Source organism: Sporomusa sp., from assembly GCF_035561155.1.
GTDB lineage: Bacteria > Bacillota > Negativicutes > Sporomusales > Sporomusaceae > Sporomusa.
The window spans coordinates 157,430-180,303 of the sequence record NZ_DATMYD010000071.1; the positions used below are offsets into that span (position 1 = coordinate 157,430).

Annotated in this window: 27 protein-coding genes, 1 tRNA gene and 1 riboswitch; of the genes, 12 read left to right on the forward strand and 16 right to left on the reverse strand. The window is 41.9% G+C overall.

The window, feature by feature from the left end; all coding sequences use genetic code 11:
- Nucleotides 1–555: 555 nt before the first annotated feature.
- Nucleotides 556–720 carry a hypothetical protein gene (locus VN447_RS08960; RefSeq protein ID WP_325524802.1) on the reverse strand — a complete coding sequence of 55 codons (165 nt, stop codon included), beginning with the start codon at nt 718–720 and terminating at the stop codon, nt 556–558.
- 643 nt (nt 721–1,363) lie between these two features.
- Between VN447_RS08960 and VN447_RS08965 the strand changes: the two genes are divergently transcribed.
- Complete coding sequence (locus tag VN447_RS08965) at nt 1,364–1,612, forward strand: DUF2164 domain-containing protein (protein WP_325524804.1); 249 nt, start codon at nt 1,364–1,366, stop codon at nt 1,610–1,612.
- A gap of 92 nt (nt 1,613–1,704) precedes the next feature.
- Nucleotides 1,705–1,780: transfer RNA gene (locus VN447_RS08970), tRNA-Gln, on the forward strand.
- A gap of 97 nt (nt 1,781–1,877) precedes the next feature.
- On the opposite strand, the gene VN447_RS08975 is transcribed toward VN447_RS08970, so the two are convergent.
- The gene (locus tag VN447_RS08975) at nt 1,878–3,578 is read right to left on the reverse strand and encodes a HAMP domain-containing methyl-accepting chemotaxis protein (RefSeq protein WP_325524806.1); all 1,701 of its coding nucleotides are present in this window, start codon (nt 3,576–3,578) and stop codon (nt 1,878–1,880) included.
- A gap of 109 nt (nt 3,579–3,687) precedes the next feature.
- A riboswitch (cyclic di-GMP riboswitch) is annotated at nt 3,688–3,776 on the reverse strand.
- A 300-nt stretch (nt 3,777–4,076) separates the two neighbouring features.
- Here VN447_RS08975 and VN447_RS08980 point away from each other — a divergent pair.
- Nucleotides 4,077–4,613 (forward strand): hypothetical protein, encoded by a 537-nt coding sequence (locus tag VN447_RS08980; RefSeq protein WP_325524807.1) that lies wholly within the window; start codon nt 4,077–4,079, stop codon nt 4,611–4,613.
- A gap of 8 nt (nt 4,614–4,621) precedes the next feature.
- Here VN447_RS08980 and VN447_RS08985 read toward each other — a convergent pair whose 3' ends face one another.
- The 7 genes from VN447_RS08985 to VN447_RS09015 form a co-directional block, all read right to left on the reverse strand.
- The gene (locus VN447_RS08985; RefSeq protein WP_325524808.1) at nt 4,622–6,352 is read right to left on the reverse strand and encodes a TIGR03960 family B12-binding radical SAM protein; all 1,731 of its coding nucleotides are present in this window, start codon (nt 6,350–6,352) and stop codon (nt 4,622–4,624) included.
- A 96-nt stretch (nt 6,353–6,448) separates the two neighbouring features.
- Nucleotides 6,449–6,985 (reverse strand): anaerobic ribonucleoside-triphosphate reductase activating protein, encoded by a 537-nt coding sequence (nrdG, locus tag VN447_RS08990; RefSeq protein WP_325524810.1) that lies wholly within the window; start codon nt 6,983–6,985, stop codon nt 6,449–6,451.
- Nucleotides 6,986–6,999: 14 nt separating this feature from the next.
- Nucleotides 7,000–9,012 (reverse strand): anaerobic ribonucleoside-triphosphate reductase, encoded by a 2,013-nt coding sequence (nrdD, locus tag VN447_RS08995; RefSeq protein ID WP_325524811.1) that lies wholly within the window; start codon nt 9,010–9,012, stop codon nt 7,000–7,002.
- A 23-nt stretch (nt 9,013–9,035) separates the two neighbouring features.
- On the reverse strand, nt 9,036–9,500 hold the full coding sequence (nrdR, locus tag VN447_RS09000) for a transcriptional regulator NrdR (protein WP_325524813.1): 465 nt from the start codon (nt 9,498–9,500) through the stop codon (nt 9,036–9,038).
- Nucleotides 9,501–9,682: 182 nt separating this feature from the next.
- Nucleotides 9,683–9,958, reverse strand: a complete 276-nt coding sequence (locus VN447_RS09005) for a YlmC/YmxH family sporulation protein (protein ID WP_325524815.1) — start codon at nt 9,956–9,958, stop codon at nt 9,683–9,685.
- A gap of 66 nt (nt 9,959–10,024) precedes the next feature.
- Entirely contained in the window at nt 10,025–10,255 is a 231-nt protein-coding gene (locus VN447_RS09010) for a hypothetical protein (protein WP_325524816.1), read from the reverse strand.
- A 498-nt stretch (nt 10,256–10,753) separates the two neighbouring features.
- On the reverse strand, nt 10,754–10,909 hold the full coding sequence (locus VN447_RS09015; protein ID WP_325524818.1) for a hypothetical protein: 156 nt from the start codon (nt 10,907–10,909) through the stop codon (nt 10,754–10,756).
- Between the two features lie 133 nt (nt 10,910–11,042).
- Between VN447_RS09015 and VN447_RS09020 the strand changes: the two genes are divergently transcribed.
- The 6 genes from VN447_RS09020 (at nt 11,043) to VN447_RS09045 (ending at nt 13,439) form a co-directional block, all read left to right on the forward strand.
- Nucleotides 11,043–11,213, forward strand: coding sequence for a hypothetical protein (locus VN447_RS09020; RefSeq protein ID WP_325524820.1), 171 nt, complete (start codon nt 11,043–11,045; stop codon nt 11,211–11,213).
- A gap of 215 nt (nt 11,214–11,428) precedes the next feature.
- A complete protein-coding gene (locus tag VN447_RS09025) occupies nt 11,429–11,656 on the forward strand; it encodes a hypothetical protein (RefSeq protein WP_325524821.1) in 228 nt (75 codons plus the stop codon).
- 80 nt (nt 11,657–11,736) lie between these two features.
- Nucleotides 11,737–11,922: a hypothetical protein gene (locus VN447_RS09030; protein ID WP_325524823.1), complete on the forward strand. Its 186-nt coding sequence runs from the start codon at nt 11,737–11,739 to the stop codon at nt 11,920–11,922.
- A 134-nt stretch (nt 11,923–12,056) separates the two neighbouring features.
- Nucleotides 12,057–12,194: a hypothetical protein gene (locus VN447_RS09035; RefSeq protein WP_325524825.1), complete on the forward strand. Its 138-nt coding sequence runs from the start codon at nt 12,057–12,059 to the stop codon at nt 12,192–12,194.
- 573 nt (nt 12,195–12,767) lie between these two features.
- Nucleotides 12,768–13,076: a hypothetical protein gene (locus tag VN447_RS09040; protein ID WP_325524826.1), complete on the forward strand. Its 309-nt coding sequence runs from the start codon at nt 12,768–12,770 to the stop codon at nt 13,074–13,076.
- Between the two features lie 171 nt (nt 13,077–13,247).
- A complete protein-coding gene (locus VN447_RS09045) occupies nt 13,248–13,439 on the forward strand; it encodes a hypothetical protein (RefSeq protein WP_325524828.1) in 192 nt (63 codons plus the stop codon).
- A gap of 229 nt (nt 13,440–13,668) precedes the next feature.
- Here VN447_RS09045 and VN447_RS09050 read toward each other — a convergent pair whose 3' ends face one another.
- Nucleotides 13,669–13,848: a hypothetical protein gene (locus tag VN447_RS09050; RefSeq protein WP_325524829.1), complete on the reverse strand. Its 180-nt coding sequence runs from the start codon at nt 13,846–13,848 to the stop codon at nt 13,669–13,671.
- Nucleotides 13,849–14,071: 223 nt separating this feature from the next.
- Here VN447_RS09050 and VN447_RS09055 point away from each other — a divergent pair, with 223 nt between their 5' ends.
- The 3 genes from VN447_RS09055 (at nt 14,072) to VN447_RS09065 (ending at nt 16,955) form a co-directional block, all read left to right on the forward strand.
- Nucleotides 14,072–14,695 carry a tetratricopeptide repeat protein gene (locus VN447_RS09055; protein ID WP_325524831.1) on the forward strand — a complete coding sequence of 208 codons (624 nt, stop codon included), beginning with the start codon at nt 14,072–14,074 and terminating at the stop codon, nt 14,693–14,695.
- A 249-nt stretch (nt 14,696–14,944) separates the two neighbouring features.
- On the forward strand, nt 14,945–15,367 hold the full coding sequence (locus VN447_RS09060) for a GNAT family N-acetyltransferase (RefSeq protein ID WP_325524833.1): 423 nt from the start codon (nt 14,945–14,947) through the stop codon (nt 15,365–15,367).
- A gap of 100 nt (nt 15,368–15,467) precedes the next feature.
- Nucleotides 15,468–16,955 carry a recombinase family protein gene (locus VN447_RS09065; RefSeq protein WP_325524835.1) on the forward strand — a complete coding sequence of 496 codons (1,488 nt, stop codon included), beginning with the start codon at nt 15,468–15,470 and terminating at the stop codon, nt 16,953–16,955.
- Nucleotides 16,956–17,123: 168 nt separating this feature from the next.
- Here the strand turns inward: VN447_RS09065 and spoIIR are convergent, their stop codons facing one another.
- The 6 genes from spoIIR to ftsA all read right to left on the reverse strand — a co-directional run bounded on the left by spoIIR (nt 17,124) and on the right by ftsA (nt 22,792).
- On the reverse strand, nt 17,124–17,723 hold the full coding sequence (gene spoIIR / locus VN447_RS09070; RefSeq protein WP_325524837.1) for a stage II sporulation protein R: 600 nt from the start codon (nt 17,721–17,723) through the stop codon (nt 17,124–17,126).
- A 34-nt stretch (nt 17,724–17,757) separates the two neighbouring features.
- The gene (gene sigG, locus VN447_RS09075) at nt 17,758–18,531 is read right to left on the reverse strand and encodes an RNA polymerase sporulation sigma factor SigG (protein ID WP_325524839.1); all 774 of its coding nucleotides are present in this window, start codon (nt 18,529–18,531) and stop codon (nt 17,758–17,760) included.
- Between the two features lie 140 nt (nt 18,532–18,671).
- Nucleotides 18,672–19,409: an RNA polymerase sporulation sigma factor SigE gene (gene sigE / locus VN447_RS09080; RefSeq protein WP_325524840.1), complete on the reverse strand. Its 738-nt coding sequence runs from the start codon at nt 19,407–19,409 to the stop codon at nt 18,672–18,674.
- Nucleotides 19,388–20,320, reverse strand: coding sequence for a sigma-E processing peptidase SpoIIGA (locus VN447_RS09085; RefSeq protein WP_325524842.1), 933 nt, complete (start codon nt 20,318–20,320; stop codon nt 19,388–19,390). The genes sigE and VN447_RS09085 overlap by 22 nt, the downstream gene beginning before the upstream one ends.
- 201 nt (nt 20,321–20,521) lie before the next feature.
- The gene (ftsZ, locus tag VN447_RS09090; RefSeq protein WP_325524844.1) at nt 20,522–21,571 is read right to left on the reverse strand and encodes a cell division protein FtsZ; all 1,050 of its coding nucleotides are present in this window, start codon (nt 21,569–21,571) and stop codon (nt 20,522–20,524) included.
- Between the two features lie 27 nt (nt 21,572–21,598).
- Nucleotides 21,599–22,792 (reverse strand): cell division protein FtsA, encoded by a 1,194-nt coding sequence (gene ftsA / locus VN447_RS09095; RefSeq protein WP_325524846.1) that lies wholly within the window; start codon nt 22,790–22,792, stop codon nt 21,599–21,601.
- Nucleotides 22,793–22,874 lie beyond the last annotated feature (82 nt).

Genomic DNA, 22,874 nt, shown 5'->3' on the forward strand with positions numbered 1-22,874 from the left:
AGCCCAAAGGAGGAAGTCATGACAATAATAATTGCTGTTGTAATAGTTATATCTTTAATATTTCTGGTAGTTGCTTATATTGACAGACGGACTTCCCCCTGGCGTTAATTTTATCAACTAGTGTTCCTTATTTTCGAACAACCGTTTCACAATCTTATACTGTTCCACTAGACTAGCCATACAAGGACTAATTAGGCACCTGCAACATGCCGAATTATGTAGGCCTGTTCTTCGTTTGTGTATCCACTATGTAGGAATCTATTTGAAATACCCCGGGTTATTCGGGGTATTTTAAATAGATCCTATTTTATTGTCAGCTTTACAGAAAATACCTCACATACCTAATGGCTTCATTCTTTCTTCCTACCGGGATTCGTCTATTGCAGTGCCGTTTGTGACTACCGCATATTTTCCCCCTTCGACAGGTACGCCATTAAGCAAGCTTGTATCGACCACTTCAAAAGTTAATTCTACCGTTAACGAAAATACACCAGATTCGTCATTCTCTGTAGAATAATTACTTTTTCCATTAAACTCCGCCTTTGACCAAGCTGTCTAAAACAAGATTTTTATAATTACTCCAACCGCTACGGCTCCAGTAAGCCAAACTGCCCATTTAGGCACTTGGTACTTTATAGCTGTTTCTTCTACTTTATCATCGATTTGTGATCCAGTTTTTTTAATTTCTTCTTTAATTTCTTCCTTTAATTTTTCGTCCACAATACCACCTCCCACTATTATTGTATTCTGTAAACCATAAGAATGTTACATATAATCACCATTCTGTCCTGCTAAACCGGAGTTTACCACAGCTACCTGTTATTTAGCCGCTAGTATAAATAACCCAAAAACCGGGTATACTATTACCGGAGTGCGCAACTCCCGCCAGAGCGACTGTAAAGAACAGAGCTCTGGCCTTTCTATTACTCTCGGTCCATTCCCCAACCAATTCTCAATGGCAAGGACTTTTTAACTTCGTTAATTGCTTTATTTTGAGGTGACTTTTCCGCCAAAACGCTTGTCACACATTTATAACACATTTGCCTTACTATGGTTATAAATCCATATAAAGGAGATGTTGTATGAAAAATTAAAATTGTTAATAGCTTGGAAAACGAGGCTAGCTTCCTTGGCACAACAATCTTTATTTGGAAAGATAGATTCTCAAAGCGGACGTTTAGGATGCCCGTTTTTTTGTTGCTGGTATTTATGAGTTAAATTCCAGTAATTTTTTACTGATAGCTAGAGGATTTTTTTAATTGTGGGTTAATATAGCAAGTGAGTACACAATAATCTACAGGTATGCCAGGTTTTCCGAGCAGCCTAACGGCTATAGGATTATTCATATATTTTGGAGGTAAAAATGAAAGATTTACAGCTCGCAAAAGAACAGCGAAGTGCAGTAATTGAGGATATTAAGTGCTACTTTCTTAACGAGAAAGATGAGATGATTACAGATTTATCAGCAGCACTATTGTTAGACTTTATTTTAATGAACATCGGTCCTCATATTTATAACCAGGCAATAAAGGACGCCCACTTCTTGATGAGTGAAAAAGTAGACGACTTATTCGAGCTAGAGAAATCTCTTAGAATAGATAAAAAGAAATAGCATTCCGAGTGGCTAAAGGGAGCAGACTGTAAATCTGCCGTCTTTCGACTTCGGTGGTTCGAATCCACCTCCCTCCACCAACTATATAATATAGGGGCGTCGCCAAGTCGGTAAGGCAACGGACTTTGACTCCGTCATGCGTTGGTTCGAGTCCAGCCGCCCCTGCCAATAAACACAAAACCGAAGCTGAAAGCTTCGGTTTTGTGTTTATTGGCAACTATGGAAATCCCACCTAGCGTGCAGGCGGAATTTCATATCATATCTCTTAGAACTTGAACCGGCTAACAGTTTCTCTTAACTGATCAGCCATTTGGCGTAATGCGTGGCTTGACGCCGAAATTTCTTCCATAGAAGCGGATTGCTCCTCGGTTGCAGCAGATACTGACTGGGCTTGAGCTGCTGCCTCTTTACTAACTGTTTCTATCTGACGAACTGCTTGGATTATTTGCTTACTGCCATTGGCCAAATGTTGAATTGAGCCGGAAATTTCACCCACTTGATCCGAAACGGCTTCTACCGAATTTCTAATGTCATTAAAAGCTGCTCCAGCATTTTGAACAAGAACTGCGCCAGTTTCCACTTCTAGTTTCCCCTTCGCCATGACCTGTACTGCTTTATCAGTATCACCTTGAATTCCAGCAATCATTTCGGCTATTCTCTTTGCCGCATCCTGAGACTGTTCGGCTAGTTTTCGAACCTCATCAGCAACAACGGCAAAACCACGCCCTTGTTCCCCTGCACGGGCTGCTTCGATAGCAGCATTCAGTGCCAATAGATTCGTTTGACCCGCAATCCCAGATATGGTTTCCACAATTTGCCCTATTTCTTTGGACCTGACACCTAATTCAATTATTACTTCTGCAGAATCAGCAACTGTCTTTTCTGCACTTCCCATTTGCTGTACGGCTTTCGCAATTGCTTGTTCACCTTTTTGGGCCATGTCTGCCGCTTTCATTGAGCCTTTGGATACCGAATTAGCGTTTGCGGAAACCTGAGTAATATTGGCTGACATCTCTTCCACTACCGCAGCAGCTTCATCTACTGCCTTAACCTGCATTTCCGCCCCCATTGAAACCTGCGTTATGGCTTGGGCAACCTGCACTGCTGCCTGAGCTGATTGCTCTGCCCCTTCAGTGAAATTAGCTGAAGATGAAGCAACTTGCCCTGATGCCTCAGAAGTTTGGCTAATAACTTCCCTCAAGTTTTCTTCCATGCGATTAAAGGCTTTTATCAAATCACCGATTTCATCGTTGCCCCGATAATGTAAGTCATGTCGCTGAAGGTTTCCGTCTGCTATCTTATTGGCGGCAGACAATACTGTATTTATGGGTGTGGCAATACTGCGCGAAAGCCATAGAGCTATACCGACTGCTAAAACTACGATTATACTATCTAAAATGACTATAGTCATTTCAATTTGATTCTCAGTTTCATGAGTCTGCTGTATCCGCAAATTCATTCGTTCAGTAAGGAAAATAACGAAATCATTCATCTGTTGCTCTGCATCACGGCTTGTTGCGCCGGCTGCGCTCATATAGGCCAGAGATTCTGGTATGCCTTTTTCTGTTCTGATTTGAATAGTCTTCTCTGCAGCCTCGTGGTATTTATTTAAGGCTTTTTTCAATTCAGACAGTTTTTGCTTGCCTTCAGGAGTAATCAATTTTTTTTCAAGATCGCTGAAAACTTGCTCCATTTTTTGCTCGGAAGCGTTATACTCATTAACATATACTTTATCACCAGTCAATAAATATCCTCTTGCATAATAACCTTGGTTTCTCAACTCAAGTGTAAGATCCTTAACTTGGAATACAAGCGGCGTACTACGTGATAATAAGCTATCATAACCATCTTCAATTGCGTTTAACTGAAAAAAAGTATACCCGCATAACCCAGTGAAAGCGATAGCTACGAAAAGAAAGACTGTCAAGATTTTTCTTCCGATTGTAAACCTTACTTCTTTTTTCATTTTTACCTCCAATAATTCTTTATGTAATAGACACCTGTTTAATCTGTTAAAGGCACTGAGACATAAAAAAAACAGGCATAGGCCTGGACGCTTAGATATCTTCTCTTAAGAAAGCAACCTGGCAATCGTAAACACTGTAGTGTTCTTAGACCCATAGTTTTGCGTCCCTGCCTTTCGGCAGGTTTGCCAAACGTATTATTTTAAAAATCCTGGATTATGTCTTCACCGTTCCGCCTGGTATTTGGTAGACTTCATATAACCAGTAGCCTGAGAAGAAGGAGAACGGCGTTGTATTGCTCACTATGCTGAACAATCCTCATAATTATACTTGTTTATTCCGACAATATCAACTATTAATTTCTATAATATAACAAAATTCGTCATTTTAGTTTATTCAACACAGTAATATTTTTTAAGAGCTATATAAATTGGCTTGCAGATTTCTTCTCTCCACCTTACAATTATTTAGGATTGGTTATACAAGGAGGCTATCATATATTGAAAAAGCAAGTTATTATTTGTATTACTCTTTTGCTACTATGGACGAACTCGTGCTTTGCTGGACAAGGTTTACTAAGTCCAGGTCCCCTCGTTGCAGTAGCCGTACATATTGATACTGCGGAAAAAAACATCTTCGGCGTGGATCTCCTGGAAGCAGGAATAAATCGTCTTATTGAAGCTAAATTTAGCCTTGTTATGATGGATGGGATGGTACTCTCGGGAAGCAGTGTTATAAGAGATCTAAAAAGGTCAGGCATTGATGACTTTAATACCGCCGAGCTAGATAAACTCAAGTACTTTGGCCAGACTAATGCTGTATCCTATGTCCTCCTCCTTACCCTTCATCCGCTCGATATTTCCGCCGACATTAAAGCATTCGATGTGAGTAAAGGCGATTATATTATTGGCAAAAAAATAACCCAGCCTAAAGAGGCTGAGTCTAAATCAGGATTTATGGACAACACGCTCACAAAGTTCTCCCGTTTAATTGACAGCGAGCTTGATACGGTACTAAAAGTCATCACAAAATCTTGATAACTCTACTATTGGCACACACCGCATCTCTTACACCCCGCAGCGCATGGCGGGGTATTTTTTTCTGCCTGAGATTGCCGGTATTCCGCCAAAAGGTATCCAGAATCAAAGCCCATACTTAAATTATTCCATGGCAAGACTTCGTCCACACTTCTATTACGGTATAAATAAAAATCTTCATCAACTTCATGAGTTTTGAGTGCTTGTTTCCAGCCCTTCATGCCACCGCCGGTCACAGCTGTATATAACACCTGCCCAAGCCGCCGGTCACCCCGAGCCAACACACTTTGAATATAGGCTTCTTTAGGCTGTTCAATCAGCGTTTCTACCCCTTTTAGTGGTTTCAACGCGCTCTGAATATACTTCAGCTTGCCGGACACTTCCCCAATAGGCGCCATAGATAACCATTGAAAAGGAGTAAATGGCTTAGGGATAAAGGGATTAATGCTTAATGTCAACAAACCCCTACTTCCCAGACTTTCCATGTGTTTTTTAACATTATGAGCCATTTTCACAATGGCTTCAACATCTTGGGTTGTTTCCCCCGGTAGGCCAACCATAATATATAACCTAACATGCGGAATACCGGCTATCGCCGCCGCAGCTATTGCTTGATATAGATGCTCATCACTGATTTGCTTATTGATTACCTTCCGCATCCGCTCGCTGCCGGCTTCTGGTGCCAACGTAATGGTTTTGTGGCCACTGGCAGCCAAAGATTCGACTAATGCCGGCGTTAGGGAGTCGGCCCTCAGAGAAGCAACTGACATGGTCACTCCCTGACTTAGAATCAGTTGGCATAGTTTATCAATCTCAGGATAATCAGATATAGCCGCGCCCATAAGACCAACTTTAGCCCGAAGCAGCTTGGCTTTTTCGACACCTTCAGCAATTTGTGCCAATGACCGTACTCGAGGATTTCGGAAACAGTAACCAGCCATACAAAATCGACAATGTCTGCCACAGCCTCTGGCTACTTCGATCAGATACATATCTTTAAACTCAGTATCAGACGTGATAATAACTGTCTGACCAGGATATCGCCCTAAGTCTTTGACATACCGTCGATTTACCTGCTCCGGCACGTTCACATGCCGTTCATAACGTTCGATAATACCGTCAACGCCGTATACAGGCTGATAGAACCGCGGCACATATATTCCTTCAATTTGGGCAAGGCTGAGCAGGAGTTCTTCCCTTGACAAACCACGCCGCTGGCTGTCATAATAGCTGTTTAAAAAATCTTGAATTACTTCTTCTCCTTCGCCAATTATACAAGCATCAACAAAATCAGCTAATGGCTCAGGATTAAAGGTAGCGCACGGCCCGCCAATAATCACCAATGGATCGCCGTCTTCCCGGTCAGCAGCTAATACGGGAACTTTGCCTGTCCTTAGTATGGAAAGAAGATTAAAATAATCCATCTCAAATGACACAGCAAAAGCAATCAATGGAAATTCATATAATGGAGTTTGATTTTCCAAGCTTAACAGTGGCGTGTTCGTTCGGATATACTCCTCTAGTGTCTTTTTATCAGGCAAAAACAGGCGCTCACAGGCAGTATCGCCCCGGCTGTTTATTTGCTCATAAATAATATGCAATCCCAGATTTGACATCCCAACATGATAGGTATTAGGGTAAACAAGCGCCATAGGCTGGCGGGAACCTGGCGCAAAGGCTAGCGTTCCCTGCTCAGCAGCTACAATTTTTTGCAGGCGTTCTTTCAGATGCCACGACACGTTTATCACATCCACCTGTAATGTCTGCCGATAATCCTGTTACTGGTAACATTACAATAGTATACAAATATATGACTAAAATTATAGCTGATATTCTTATGCCCAAATTTTTTGCGAAACGTCTTCCCATAGTATGACCCGCCCAGAAGTCAACGTTGCTGCAACATCAACCAGGCGCTGGTTCCTTGAGCCGCGAAACGCCAGACCCAAATCACGTTCAGTTTCACTATACAAGCCATCAATTAAGATTTCAGTCTGCTTAAGTAATTGACCTACGCTCTTACGTTTTATGGCCATAGCTGCCAGTTGCTCAAAGGTAAACCCACTGTAAGAAACAATATCAAGGCCCAGGACTTTTAACCGTTTGGCTAAGTGAGACAATGGTCCAGCCTGGAGAAATGGCTCACCGCCAGAAAAGGTCACTCCCCTTAATAGTTTGTTACGGGCAGCACTTCTCTCAATATAGCGAAAAAGACCTTCCAGCTCAGTGGTATAGCCACCGTTTATATCATGGGTGTCAGGATTATGACAGCCCTGGCATTGATGCGGACATCCCTGGGTGAAAACCACCAGCCTTAATCCTGGTCCGTCAACAATGCTTTCTTCCGTTATTCCGGCAAGTCTAATTTCCATATTTATTCCCTGCCTTAGATATGTCTTACACGCTGATTTAACTCATTTAACTTAGCATCATTAAAACGGTCAACAGTACTTAAATAGCCAGTAATACGGCGAACTCGGCGTACACTGGTAGTACCGCATGAAGGGCATTCCTCTGTGTCAATTACTCCAAGATGGCCGCAGCCTTCACAAAAATCAACAGGATAGTTAAAGCCAGCGTAGCCGAAATCACATTTGCTCATATAGCGGATAATCTCTTCTAGAGCCCCCAAGTTATTGACAGGCGGCGCACTAAATTCAACATAGCTTATATGTCCGGCATTAGCATACTTATGATACACGCCTTCAATGCGGATTTTGTCAAAAACGCTTACAGGATAATTAACCGGGATATGGAAAGAATTGGTATAGTATTCTTTATCAGTAACTCCAGGAATGATTCCATACTCACGGCGATCCATTTTAACAAATCGTCCCGACAGTCCTTCAGCAGGAGTAGCCAATAGCGTATAGTTCAAATCATAATGCTCAGCTGCTCTGTCTAGCTTGTCCCGCATAAAAGCAACAATCTCTTCACCCATGATTTGCGCTTCTTCGTTTTCGCCATGGTGATAACCTGTTAATGCAGTCAACGTTTCAGCCAAACCAATAAAACCAACCGAAAGAGTGCCGTGTTTAATAACATCCTCAATGTAATCATTAGGCTTCAGGTTATCTGAGTCTATGTAGATTCCCTGCCCCATCAAGAACGGCATATCGCGAACTTTCAGCTTAGCCTGAACCTGGTATCGATGGTAAAGCTGTTCGCATGTTAAATCAATAAACTTCGCTAAACTCTGGTAAAACTTCATGAAATTGCGCTCAGCCTTAATCGCCAGTCGCGGCAAATTAATCGTAGTAAAACTCAGGTTACCGCGTCCGTCAGTCACTTCTGGACCACAGCGATTGGACATTACTCTGGTACGGCAACCCATATAGCCTACTTGATCTCCGTACGGCTTATTAAACGACGAGTCCATAAAACTAAAGGTAGGGTTAAGGCGTTGAGCTGAAACACGAATCGCCAATTTAAACAAATCGTAATTAGGATCACCAGGATTAAAGTTAACGCCTTCTTGAAGCCGGAAAATAATATTCGGGAAAATTGGGTTTTCGCCCCGCCCTAAACCTTTTTCATAGGCTAATAACACATTCTTGGTTACAATCCGCCCGGCCGGGGAAGTATCGGTACCTACGTTGAGACTAGAAAAAGGTACCTGTGCACCTGCCCGTGAATGCATACTATTCAAATTATAAATCAGCGCCTCCATGGCCTGATATACTTCTTCATTACTGGCTTTTTCCATAAATTTTGCCATATCACGATCAAAAAAAGCGAAAGACTGGCCACCGTGCATATCATTTTGTGAGCTCTGCAAAATAATGGCGGCAAGAGCGGTCGCCGAAGCAGGACGTTTCGGTGATCGAATATAGCCATGGCCGTTATTAAAACCGCTCTGCAGTAATTTTCCCAGCGGAATCTGAACACAAGTCAGTGTCTTTCCATAAAAATCCAAATCATGAATATGATAATCGCCTTTAACATGGGCTTGCGCATATTTTTCTGGAATAAGGCGGTTTAAATAAAAAGACTTACTGGCAGCGCTGGCGATTTGCAGCATCTTGGCTGAGGGTGAATTTGAAACATTGGCATTTTCGCGACTAGTTTCAACCAAGATCTCACCAACAGCATCCATAAGGTCTGATTTAGCCTCCCGCATGCGGGTACGCTTGGCCCTGTGCAAAATATATGCTTTTGCTGTTTTAGCATGGCCTGTTTCAATTAATACCTTTTCAACAGCATCCTGGACATCTTCAACACTAAACAAGCCCCCATTATATTTCTGCTTTAAAAACTTTAATACTTCAAGCGTAAGCTCCAGCGCCAGCTGCCGGTCAGCCCCGCCTACAGCCTTAGCAGCTTTATAAATCGCCTCTGTTATCTTACTTTCATCAAAAGATAGTTCCCTGCCATCACGTTTTTTTATCCTAGCAAACATTACTTTTCCCCCATATATTCAGCTTACTCTTTATGCTGAGCTTTCATAAGGATCTCAAGTTCCTGCATAAAGTTATTAATATCGGCAAATTGTCGGTAGACTGAGGCAAACCGCACATACGCCACCTGATCAATCTCTTTTAAATGCTGCATCACAGCCTCGCCAATTTGGCGGGTTGAAACCTCCCGCTCAATTTTGTTGCGAATTTCCTTCTCAATTTTGCTAACAGCTATTTCGATAACATCAACAGGCACTGGCCGCTTTTCACATGCTCTTACTATCCCCCCGAGCAGCTTGCCTCTGTCAAACATCTCACGGCGTCCATCTTTTTTAATAACCATTAACGGTATTTCTTCCACTACCTCATAGGTAGTAAAACGGCGGGCGCAGACCGAACATTCCCGGCGACGCCTAATGGAATTCCCTTCGTCGGCTGATCTTGAATCAATCACTTTGCTGTCAGCCACTCCGCAAAATGGACAGCGCAAATTATCCACTCCCTTGATTACTCTGCTAAGTATGTTATAATATTTATAGCTCAGCAGACATCCACACTATATCTTGTATCCAAGTAATTAATATACGCCATATGTTGTGTTTTTCCTGCCTACGGGAAAAATTATGCAAAAAAAATCTCTAACCCAATAACATGGTTAGAGATTTTTTTCTGTTAATCATGCTTAAGCTCGCTAAAATTGCCAGCTTCCACCAAAATTACATCCATGCCGATTTTATTAATTTTATCCCAGGGAATAACTACATCTTCGTTACGTCCAAAGAGTCCTAAAAACTTCCCTACGCCTGGCACAACAATCGCGGTAAGCCGGCCACTCTCGACGTCAATTTCTATATCAGTTATATTGCCCATACGTTTGCCATCAATTACATTAATCACTTCTTTTAATTTCAAATCACGTGTACTACCAATAATATTTTTATCTAACATTGGTCAAGCACCTCCCGGTAAAAACATATGATAGATTGGTGGAAATTATGTTCCCATCCTACATATTTACCGCTCAATAAACCATCGCCCTTCGTCGCAAAAGAGATAAACCTCTTTACCAGCAATCCGGCAAGTATATCTTAGTCCCAGCCCACCAGCTTTCAGAGATGCGGCTTGCCGAACATCGAGAACACGATCAACCGTAAATACTCTCCCATCTTCCCAGAGCAGGGATAGCGGTTTTATAATTCCACTGGTATCATGTTCAGCTGTTATCCTCACAAATAGTTTTCCCACTTAAATACCCCTTATAGAACATGTGTTTGTTATTTATATTTTAGAACAAGAGTTCGCTCTTGTAAAGCGGCAATAAATGGGAAAAATCGCTCGATGTTGAATGGTTATATCATCAGGTAAAAAATAGAGCGCCACTAAAAGTTAGTGACCTGACATACACTGATTGTGGTGAAAAAAAGCCGCCCTAAGAAGGCGGACGGCTTCTGACACAACCGAGCTATCTAGCGGGCGGCACTATAGATGAGTTGTGGTTAATGCGGACAGAACAATTATAAGGTTGGACTAAAATCATTATCGAACGAGAATAACAGGATAATTATAATGATGATGATTATGATCAAACTACTACCACCACGGCCACCAAACCCAAATCCCATAGGTAGGCCTCCTTTACTATATATTAAGGGGGAGATATTACATAGTATGATGCCTAGGGCGGTTTGGCGACTGAGCTACTATATAAAAAAGCCCCGGTTGCCCGAGGACTAACTAAAAACACTACTCTGGTTTTCTCTCCAAAGCGCTAGCTATTCGTTGCAGCGCTTTACTTATGCCGGTAAGCTGCATAAGAAAATAGAAAACTACAGCTGCATATAAGATCATAAATAACATTCCGAATGGAAAGAAACTACCGCCACCATAACCCATCAACATCAATCACTCCTTTTTGGGGTTAGGATGGGCTGAACATAATGGGTTTATACTACTAACAATAAATAAATACCATTAAATGTCCAGCGTACTTTTCATAAAGCTGTACACACTTTTATTAGGAGGTGATAGTTATATGACTGAAAAGAAAAAAGCTACTGCACTGATGAACGAAGCCACTGATAACGCCGCGGAATCTTTAGAAGGTGTCAGCTATCAAGACTCCGATGCGGTGACCAAGCAATTCAATGCAAAAATTGATAAGGCGTCTGAACTTGCCAGTGCCAAAGCTCAACAAGGAAAGTAATTGAAAGCGCCGATTAGGCGCTTTTCCTATTACGCTTTTGTTTCTGTTTCTTGCTTTTCCCGCAGGCGTAAAATCGGTACTTGTTTTGCAGGATATATCGCACCTGCTGCCGACTCAATACCAACTTAAATACCGCCCACGGGACGACGTTATTCCCGCAAACTCAATACATAATCCATCTATTACAAACCAAACTATCGTAAAGGAGTGATACTATGGAAACATCCTCAATTAAAATAATGTTAGATATTCCGGTAGACCTTTACGACAATTTAGTAATACGTTCTGGCGATATCGGCGTTAGCAAAGATACTATTTTACTGAACGCCTTACGTCAATATTTAGGTACTGGCGCAGAAAACTATTACCAGGGGGATAAATATCCATTGCCAGCTTCGGATTACATGGCATCCAGTAAAGACGGATGGGTGTTACCGGATTGAATGATTGCCGCCTAATGAGGCGGTTTTATTTTTGGATAAGAGTCAGTCATACGGAAACACTATCATCTGGAGGTGATTCCATGAAGAAATCTGCTGAAAAACTAGAACAACAGATAAACGCATCAGTAGGATACGGCCCTAATAATCCAGAGCCACTATCCTTTAAGGAATCTGAAATCCCGAAAGATAAAGATGCATTACATTCAGCCTCAGAATATATCGACGGTAACAATACCACACCTACTGTTAATCCGACGGGGAAGTAATATCCCATTGTACTGGCCTACTGCTCGTTTCTGTTAACCTGTAGCAAACCCTACTGTGGGTTTTTCCCGTAGCCTCCCCTCTAGTTAATAAATATTGTATTTATCGGCAAACTAGATAATGGAGGTGGTTAATAATGTTTTGTCATAATCATTCACGTCGCGACTGCTGCGGAATGGACGACTCCTCATTATTAAGAGTCCTGGCTGTCGGTGCTATTGTATATGTTGGCTTAAAGGCTGTACATCATTGGCACCATCATCACCGAGACTAAACCTTTAAAACCTGGGCATATACCCAGGTTTTTTATTATCTGGTGATAAATTCATTGGGTATAAAAGAAAAGAGCCCGTGTTTGGGCTCAGGCATTACTCGGTACTTGTAATTGCTTTGCTTTTCTTGCAAACGAGATATAGCTATTCAAGCAATCAATCAGTTCAATACTGTCTTGATTATTTAACTGATCAATGGGTATGTCCCCCATTACATGCCGTATCCATGCGTCTACTTCTCCGATTGCGTAACCTAAGTGTACCATTTGATTTCTTAAAGAATAAATCTCGTCAACCATCCAATCACCCTATAAAATTATTTTTAGCTTAATTCGTCATCGCTTAACAGACATCCTTAAGATAAAAGAACTATTTTCTATGGGCAAAAGGTCCTGTTTTTGAGATAAAAGGTAGTAAATTTCCTCTTAATGTTTCTCCTTAAACCAGAGTAATATAAGAACTGCGTAAATCCCCAGCAGTCCTCCGACAAAATAGTAATTCACAAAAACACCTCCAAGATTAGAATATCCCAAGAGGTATGGAAATAAAATTCCGCCCCAAAGGACGGCTTAGCCATGTTGCTGCTCTATTTACTCATGTATAAAGGTATTAAAATACCCGGTGTTAGAAACACTATTCTAGAGGTGATTTATTTGAGTAATAATACAAATGCGCTCAGCGGTTCAATGAATGATAAAGTCGCTCCCAGTGAAGCTGACCTGGCACAACGGTTACAATCATCTACTCCAACTGATGTTCAATCTGATACCGCTAAGTCTTACATTGAAGCATTAACTAGCGGATTTGATAATACTGCAGGTGGAAATCAAACTCAAAACAAAACTGAACTGGAGCAGGTAGTTAAAGACAGGGCGGCGGACTAGCCGCTCTTTTTATTTGCCCACGGTTGGATTGTTATAGCTTTTTTACCACCTTTATAAATACTATGTAACCAAAACGTTTAAATTGGTACGCATAGCATATAATGGGGTGATCTGACATTATAAACGGTAAAAAAAATAAATTGGGGAATACTATCACCGGAGGTGATTCACTTGAAAAAATCTGCTGAAAAACAGAAACTAGAGTCAAATGCTTCGATAGGGTACGGCCCTAATAATCCAGAGCCACTAGCCTTTAAGGAATCAGAAAATCCGAAAGATCAAGATGCACACTCTGCTGCAAAATACAATACCACACCTGCCGTTAACCCGAGTGTAGAGTTGGTTAATAGGACTGAACCATAGTCTCAGTTTTTTCTTTTATTGAGCAGTAATACTAATAGGACCCGCCGAATTGCTCTGCTAGTTAATTCTTTTTTGTCCGTCTGCCAACTCTTCTCTTCATGCTTATCCACCTTACTGTCACAAGCTACTGCAACATGTCCTGGCTGACCAGTTGGTGTCAGCCATTTTTTTGTAGCACTAAACTTTGACCAGTTCTCGCCCCGCTTGTCCATTTATGAAGCAGCCGGGCTTACCCGGCTTGGTTCGACTGCTCAAGCTTTTTAAAGTACCCTTCTATCCAGCCGCGTTCTATGGCAGCTTTAATCTCCTGGGGCAGGTTATCTACCGGGTACTGTTCTGCCGGGTACCAAGTATCCTCGACCTGACAACCTTTGAATATAAATTTAAGTTCTTGTTTCTTTGCCACCATATCACCCCCGGTAGATTATATGCAGGCATAGCTTGGATACTTTCCTCTAATCCCGCCCGCTCCAGTAAAGCGGCTTGCTCGCTTGTATCCAAATCATTACATGCAGTCAACGGCTTACCCACCAAGGATGATTAAGATTAATCCTCTTTATAAGTGCAGAAACTAAAGGATATTTATGGAATATGTCGTATGTTTATTATTAGATTTATAGGAGGTGGCCATTTTGAATATTCAACGATTTGTATTTATCCTAGCCCTTATATGCTATTCCCTCATATGGATTTCCCCAGTCGGTGTTGCTGCTGAAGCACAGGAGAAATATACTAATCCTCATGACAAGGTAATTGCGGAATGTACGGAGATAATTGATCAAAATCAGAACGATGCTGTTGCATATTTTAAGCGCGGCAAAGCCTATTTAATTAAATTGCAGTACGACTTGGCTTTAAAGGATTTTGACAAGTCTATCGAACTCAATTCCAAGTATTCGTCAGCATATTTGAACCGTGGTTTGGCCTACGAAAAGAAAGGTCTACTCGATGATGCACTCGACAATTACAGCCAAGCAATAAAGTCTGACCCTTCCTATTCCTTGGCTTATACTTTTCGCGCTTACATTTACGTCAGCAAAGAACAGTATGACTTGGTAATTCAGGATTGCAACAAATCCATTGAGCTTAACCCTAAAATGCCCAGACCGTATTATCTCAAGGCGTTAGCTTATGAAAAAAAGCATCAGTATAATGACGCTATCGCAAACTATCGCGCATATATCACAAACTCTACTGACCCGGTAAAAATTGAATCAGCAAAAGACTCCATTAGAGGGCTCGGCGGAACGCCTTAATACTTCCTAGGTGCAACGATAGAACCAGAAAAACTTAGTGTAATAATCCAACCATCTGATTTTTATTTATACTCGCCTATGTTAATTAAACCCTATTTTAAGAAATACATTGCTGAATTACTTAACGTTATTTGGGGTAGCAAAAAAACACAGCACTGGCAGGATAGGCTGTGTTTTTTATGTTTAGAGGTTTGATTTGCGATTTCGGGTATTTACAACCCAGCCAAGTCGATTCGAAGGAGTAAGTATATGTGGCAAAAAGATGATTATACCATTTCAACCGATAAATCTCTGCTGGAGTTCGATATAATTCACAAATATATTTCTTGTGATTCTTATTGGGGTATAGGCCGAAGTCAAGAAGTTATGCAGAGAGCAATTGAACATTCCGCGTTTTGCTTCGGCGTGTATCACGGCAAAAAGCAAATTGGCTTTGCACGTGTTGTCAGCGATCTAGCCACTTTTGGCTACATAGCGGATGTCTTTATTTTAATAGGTTATCGGGGGCATGGCCTGGGCAAGTGGTTGATTCAGACTATAGTAACCCATCCTGAACTAGCAGTATTAAAGAGGCTTATGTTATTTACTAGGACACCCGATTTCTATGGTGACGCTGGGTTCAAAATTTTTGATCAATCACATGAGACTAAGTTCTTAGAACGTAAGGTTTAAAAGGTACTCCAGGGCTACATACTGCCACGCCTGATACACGCATTTATGAGCTGTTATTAAAAGCTGGCGGTTGATAATTTTTCATCTAAATGGAGGCTCTATGAATGCAGTTTACGTCCGTGTAAGCTCAGAAGAACAAGCAAAATCCGGCTACTCACTTAGAGACCAGTTACAGGTTTGTCGAAATCGCCTGCTCAGTATGGGTTTTACTGAAATAAAAGAATATATTGATGATGGCTATAGTGGAGAATACCTGGACCGTCCCGCCCTCGAGGAGCTTAGAAGTGACCTTCGTGCTAAGCTCATTCAAAACATCTGCATCTATGATCCAGACCGGCTAAGCCGTAACCTTACTAACCAGCTCCTCATTGCCGACGAAATCGAAAAATCTGGTGTCAACCTCTACTTTGTGACCGGAGACTATGATGCCAGCCCAGAAGGGCGTTTGTTTTTTAGCATACGGGGTGCCATCAGCGCATTTGAAAAAGCAAAGATTCGTGAGCGTACCCAGCGCGGCCGGAAGGCCAAAGCTAACTCCGGTAAAATCGTCCATAATGCCCGGCCATATGGTTATAACTTTGATAAAGATACCTCAATGTATGTCATCAATGAGGATGAATCCAAAGTAGTCCGCATGATTTACGCCATGTGCATCGAGCAAGGCATGGGCGCAAGAACTATCACACTGGAGTTAGCCCGCATGGGGGTTAAAGGTCGGAAAGATGGTAAACCACTATCCATTAACTGTGTAGAGCGAATCTTAACCAGAGATATGTACTATGGTCAGCACTATCTATTCCGCCAATCAGTCAGTAAGACAGGCCAGAACACTCGGGAAATTACCGATAATCCACGTGAGGAATGGATACCTATAGCAGTGCCGGCTATTGTAGATTATGAGACATACCAGAAAGCCCAGGAGCAGCGGCAAAAAAATAAGCGCTATGCAAAGCGCAATACAACCCACAATTACTTATTACAGGGTATCCTATACTGTTCCCTATGCCAACGTTCTATGACTGCTTACGCACGTCCGGGACAGCGTAAAAAGACGGCTCCTAAGATGTACTATTATTATTCGTGTATTACTAATGAGTCCGGTAATTACATGCTCGAAGAACCTTGCCAGTGCCGGAGAATACCGGCTAATGAATTTGATGAATCAATATGGAATATCTTCGTTAACTCAGCCAAAGGCAGTGACAACCTCGAACGGTATATAAAAAAAGATGTTGTAAAAGATTACTCAACAGAGATTGACAAATTGTCGAAACTTGAGTCGGATTTATTTAAAAAACGATCAGAAATTACTACCTGGTTCCGGGAGGATTTGATCGATGCCAACACAGCAAAGAAAGAACTTCAAGGTATTAACAGAGAATTGACGTCTGTTACATCGGCTCTAAACGCGCTCCGGCACGCTCAAAGTAAGTTGACTATAACCGGACCGACAATTCTGCCGGAGGAAATTTTGGCTGCTAAAACCTTCGCTGACAAGCAAGATATTCTCCGCAGATCGGGCATCAAAATCTATGCCATACGCCATGATGACTCAGTAGAATTTGAATTTAAAAAAACAAAAACCTAGATTTCATCTAGGTTTTTCACATTTATTATTGCACCTCTGATTTGTTCAAGTCGCTGGTTTTTAACATTCATCCCCCTCCTCTGCCTAGAATTTATCATATAAATATGTAGCATCTAGATTCTACAATAATTATATGAAGGACAAGGGCCAAATGTGTGCCGAAATCGTTTATTTATTAAATAATTCGGCTATTTTCCATCGAACTTGTGGAAAAGAAGCACTCTGTTGCTCAGATTCTTTAGAAAAGCTCAGCGGCGCCAGAGCAGTATTAGCTCCGTCAATAAAACATAGCGGCGGAAATAGTACACACCACCAATTTTGTCCAGCTGCCTGCCCCAATAGAATACGAACAGCCTGATACTCCCCAGCAGGTAATACTAAACTGCCATATGAGCGAACAGGAAACTCAAAAGTTCCCATTTGCACAGCAACCGAATAATTGGCACCGTTTTCGCCTAGTATTTTTCTAGCCACCATAACAATGTTCTCCTGATGGCTGGCTATAATTTCGTTAGCCTCCTGAGCATCGCTTACCTCTTTAACATAAGGGGTTAGATAGGCGATCACTGCATCGCGCACTTTTAATTTGAGCTGTTGATCTTCAGTGCTGTCGCTGTTAGCCAGAATATGCAATCTAACATAATCCCCACGATTAGGCGTTACAGGTATTCCTCGCTCATCCTCATAGAGTAGCAGACTCCAACCGCCAGCAACAAAACAAAATAACAGTGTCAACATCATTAGTTTAAGTGGTAAATTTCTCCTCATTTTTACTGCCTCCCAAAATCTTGCACGTAAAGCTCTATATATATTTGCGCATATGCCCTAAGGCCGCTTTCTCCAGCCGTGATACTTGCGCTTGTGATATACCAATTTCTTCAGCGACTTCCATCTGAGTTTTTCCTTCAAAGAATCTAAGGGTAAGAATATGTTTCTCCCGTTCACTTAGCTTGCGCAGGGCTTCCTTAATCGCCACTCCTTCAAGCCAGCTTAAGTCAAGGTTCTTATCATCGCTAATTTGATCCATAACAAAAATTGGATCGCCACCGTCATGATAAATCGGCTCAAAAAGCGATATGGGTTCTTGGATAGCATCAAGAGCAAAAATTATTTCTTCTCTTGGCACTTTGAGTTCATCCGCAATCTCATTAATGGACGGTTCTCGCGAAAATCGGCTGACCAGCGAATCACGAACCTGCAACGCTTTATAAGCAATATCTCGCATTGACCGGCTCACCCTGATCGGATTGTTATCTCTTAAATAACGGCGAATTTCCCCAATAATCATTGGCACCGCATAGGTAGAAAACTTAACATTTTGTGACAAATCGAAGTTATCGATTGCTTTCATTAGACCAATACAGCCAACTTGAAATAAGTCATCTACATATTCGCCCCGATTGTTAAACCGCTGGATTACACTGAGCACTAAACGCAGGTTGCTATAAATCAACTGTTCCCGGGCCGCTCTTTCACCGGCTTGCATTACCTCGAACAGCTCACGCATTTTAGTGGCAGAAAGCACCGGGAGCTTTGCTGTATTTACACCACATATCTCTACTTTATTGATTATCATGTTGTACCTCCCCAGTTTTCTAAGCTACTAAAACTACTTACCCCACACAAGCATTATTGCCATGGCTTGGAGGTTTTATACTCTAGCTGGCAATACGACAATCCACTTCAGTAAAAATGGCAAAAAAAAAGCCGTAGGATTTATTCCATACGGCTAATTTCTTTGCGTAAACGTTTTATTATTCTTTTCTCAAGTCGCGAGATGTACGACTGTGATATTCCCAGCATGTCGGCAACTTCTTTTTGCGTGCGCTCGTTGCCATCATCATTAAGACCAAACCTAAGCTCCATGATTCGCCGTTCTCGTCCTGACAGCTTACTCATAGCTGTGTACAGCAATGTTTTATCCACTTCTTCTTCAACTGATTTATAAATAATGTCATTATCCGTTCCTAATACATCAGAAAGCAAAAGTTCGTTACCATCCCAATCAATGTTAAGCGGCTCGTCAAACGACACCTCAGCCCGGGTTTTACTATTACGACGCAAGTACATTAGGATCTCATTCTCGATACAACGTGAAGCATAGGTAGCGAGTTTAATCTTTTTAATAGGATCAAATGTATTTACCGCTTTAATCAATCCAATCGTACCAATGCTGACCAAATCTTCGACACTTACCCCAGTATTCTCAAATTTACGCGCTATATAGACAACAAGCCGAAGGTTACGCTCGATAAAGACACTTTTAACAGACTTATCGCCTTTTTGTAAGCGATTAAGCAAAAATACTTCTTCATCGCCTGATAGCGGCGGTGGTAAAATTTCTGCACTACCTACATAAAATACCTCGTCTGGCTTAATCCAGCCTATGCTTTGAAGAAACGATATTACCTTAAGCTTAAAGTATAACTTAACTATCGGCCAGGTAATGCGCATATCCCTGCCTCCTTTGTCGTATTTACCCCGGTTATTAGCGCAGGGTGTAAAAGCGCCTGACAGTCGCTACCGCCAGAAAATACACCGTTATAGATGCCGATAAGCACATTGGCTGTCTGAGCCGGGCCATACTCGGTCATTACTGTAATACTATCTGGCCTAAAGCCTAGAAGAATACTCCGGCTGCCGACAGACTGATAAGGAACAACTTCTACTCTGGCCAGCCAGGCTGCGTCCAAACATTGATCAAGATTAGCTATCCACGCATCTGGGCTGTTTTTGGTCAAATATTCCGATGCCTGTAAGCTAAGCAGTTGGAGTGATGTCTGGTATGTTAAAAGAACGACAGGTGTGCGCCCCAGCAGCGAATACAACCCGTTACCGGTATCAAGCATACCAGTTATCTCAGCATATCGCCCATCGTACTCAATTTTTGCTTGATATAGAGTTTGCCGACGATACATTCTCCCAAGCATTTGTTTAACAATAAGCAAGATAAGTGTTACCGCTATAACGCTGCCTATCGCTAAGTTACCCCAAGATAAACCAATAATGTGGCTAACCCCATGAGGCGCTCCGGTCTGGACAAAGTACAGCCAGCCCAACACGGCTCCACCCAAAATAAAAGAAATAATAAAAAAAATGCCGACAAGTATCAATGTAATCTTTAATGGCCTGCGGCCAAAAGCCAATAAGATAAGCGTCACCGAGGCTAACAGCTTTCCGGGAATCGTATACAGTATCGCCATTTCCGGAAAAATCCCGGCTAGTGAATAAACTCCCCCCATCAAAGCTGTAGGCAGTATGCGTTTCCAACTGAACGGAACTCCCGCAGCATTTGCTGTTAAAACTAAAATGACACTATTCATGATAAAATTAATCAATAGTACCATATCAGCATAAATGTACACTGGTCATACCTTCCTGACATGGAATTTTATCCCATAGAAAAAACTGATACATAGCAATATATGCTTTAGCCAAAATCACTATTCCAATTATACCAAGTATTTTTCTAAAATAATGTAATTTTTTGCCAATAAATAATTCTAAAAATAGACAGAAAACCCGGCTCAATATGAGCCGGGTCTTAAGTACTAGTAAATCAATTATCAACGACGCATCCAAGCCGGAATATCTAAATCTCGCCCTTTAAACGGTTCAATAACCGGGCTTTCATGTCTACCTTCACTTGCTTTTAGCAATGGCTTAGGATCAAAACCAGTAGCAATAACGGTTACCCGCACTTGATCTTCAAAACGTTCATCAATGGTCGCACCGAATATAATAGTTGCTTCCGGATCAGCAGCCTTAGCGATAATATCAGCTGCTTCATTTACTTCAAACAGAGTGGTGTTGGGACCGCCAGTAAAGTTTAACAGCACTCCTTTAGCGCCATCAATTGACATTTCCAGAAGAGGACTCCTAATAGCAGCTTCAACGGCTGCAATTGAACGATTATCACCTGTGCCAAAACCAATACCCATCAGTGCTGAACCGGCATCACTCATAATGGTCTTTACATCAGCGAAGTCAAGGTTTATGAGAGCCGGCACGGCAATGAGGTCGGAAATTCCTTGAACACCTTGACGGAGTACATCATCAACAATTTTAAAGGCATCCATAATTGAAGTTCGTTTATCAACAACCTGCAGCAAACGGTCATTAGGGATGGTAATTAGAGTATCTACCTTTTCTTTAAGCTTCGCAATCCCACGTTCTGCCTGCATCTGACGCCTACGACCTTCAAAAGTAAACGGCTTGGTAACAACGCCAACAGTGAGTGCGCCTACTTCCTTAGCGCACTCGGCCACTACCGGGGCCGCGCCTGTACCTGTACCGCCGCCCATGCCTGCAGTGATAAATACCATGTCAGAACCCTTAAGAACTTTAATGATATCTTCCCGGCTTTCTTGGGCCGCTTTTTCACCAATATCCGGATTAGCACCTGCACCCAGACCTTTTGTCAATTTTTCGCCAATCTGAATACGATAAGCAGCCTCCGAACCGATTAATGCTTGTGCATCTGTATTAACAGTAATAAATTCAACGCCCTGCAGACCAGCCCCAATCATGCGGTTCACCGCATTGTTTCCGCCGCCGCCTACGCCAATAACTTTTATCGAAGCAAATTGATCTAAATCCATATCAAATTCCAGCATTAGTAAGTTTTCCTCCCTTTATATCTATCAAATTTTCAATAGTTTTTTAGCTTTATGAACAAACAAGTTCCAGGCACTACGCCCGGCAACTGGCTCACTTGCCGAAATTCTGGTACCGTGTTTTATTATACCATAACACACAGTATTGGCCGGATGAACATATTCAGCAGCCAAGCATTCCGGTTTTACCGTTTCTGTATGTATTTGAAAAACTTTGGCTACACAAGTCGCTACACTAGGCATCGCTCCGCAACCGCCAGTTAAGTAAATCGCTTCAAAAGCTTGTCCTTGATTTGTTAAATATTTTTCCAGCAGCGGCTTAAGATAATCGTACACCAAAGTCACAATTTCCTCTACCCTGCTTTCGATAATATCACATAAAAAGTCAAAAGGAATATGTTTGTCAACCGTTCCATAGTCATTGCAATCTAAGACTACTCCCTGGTTACGCAGATTAGGGGATAGTCGCGAATAATAGCGCTTAATTTCCTCAGCATGGCCCCGGTTAACGCTCAAGCCCTGCATTAAATCACTGGTTATGTAGTCACCACCCAGCGGTAATGATGCTGATGAAGAAAGGCGGCCTCCCACATACATAGAAATATCAGCAACTCCTGCGCCAATGTCTATGAAAATGAAGTTAGATGGCTGGCAGGGCAACTCATTATTCATTCCTTCAGCTGCCATGATACCGCTAGCAACTATTCCATTTAACTGAATACCACTCCCACCCAGTGCACTGATAAGACTCTGTAATATAGTTTTGGGAGCTGAAACTATATGAGTTTCCACTTCAAGAGCCTCTCCAGGCTGTGTTGTAATTTCCTTTGCCGGAAAGACATGCAGAACTTCATATTCATTATTCGCAACTGAAAAAACAGCTGCCTTACAAGCACGCTCCACATCCGCGTTGGTGACAACTCCAGATGAAGCCGGTGCAACTCTCCCAATACTATTTTGCGCAACAAGCATCGAGCCGCTAATACCCAGATACACAGATCCAGCAGCTTGGCTATCAGTTGCCATAACAACACACTCTACCGCCTGTTTGATAGAATGGGCCAAAGCGTTAACGTCAGTGACAGCACCCCTAACATATCCTTCAGTTGGAGCAGCGCCACTGCCAAAAAGTTCTACTCGGCCATCGGCTTCTTGCCTTCCGGCCAACACTTTGACCATACCTGTGCCGACATCAATAGCTAATATATTTTTTTTATCCATAACTCCCTCGCAGCACAGTATTATGTTTCTTCCCAATAGTTTCAACAAAAGTAGCATTTTCCCTTTTTTTTAAGTGGAAAAT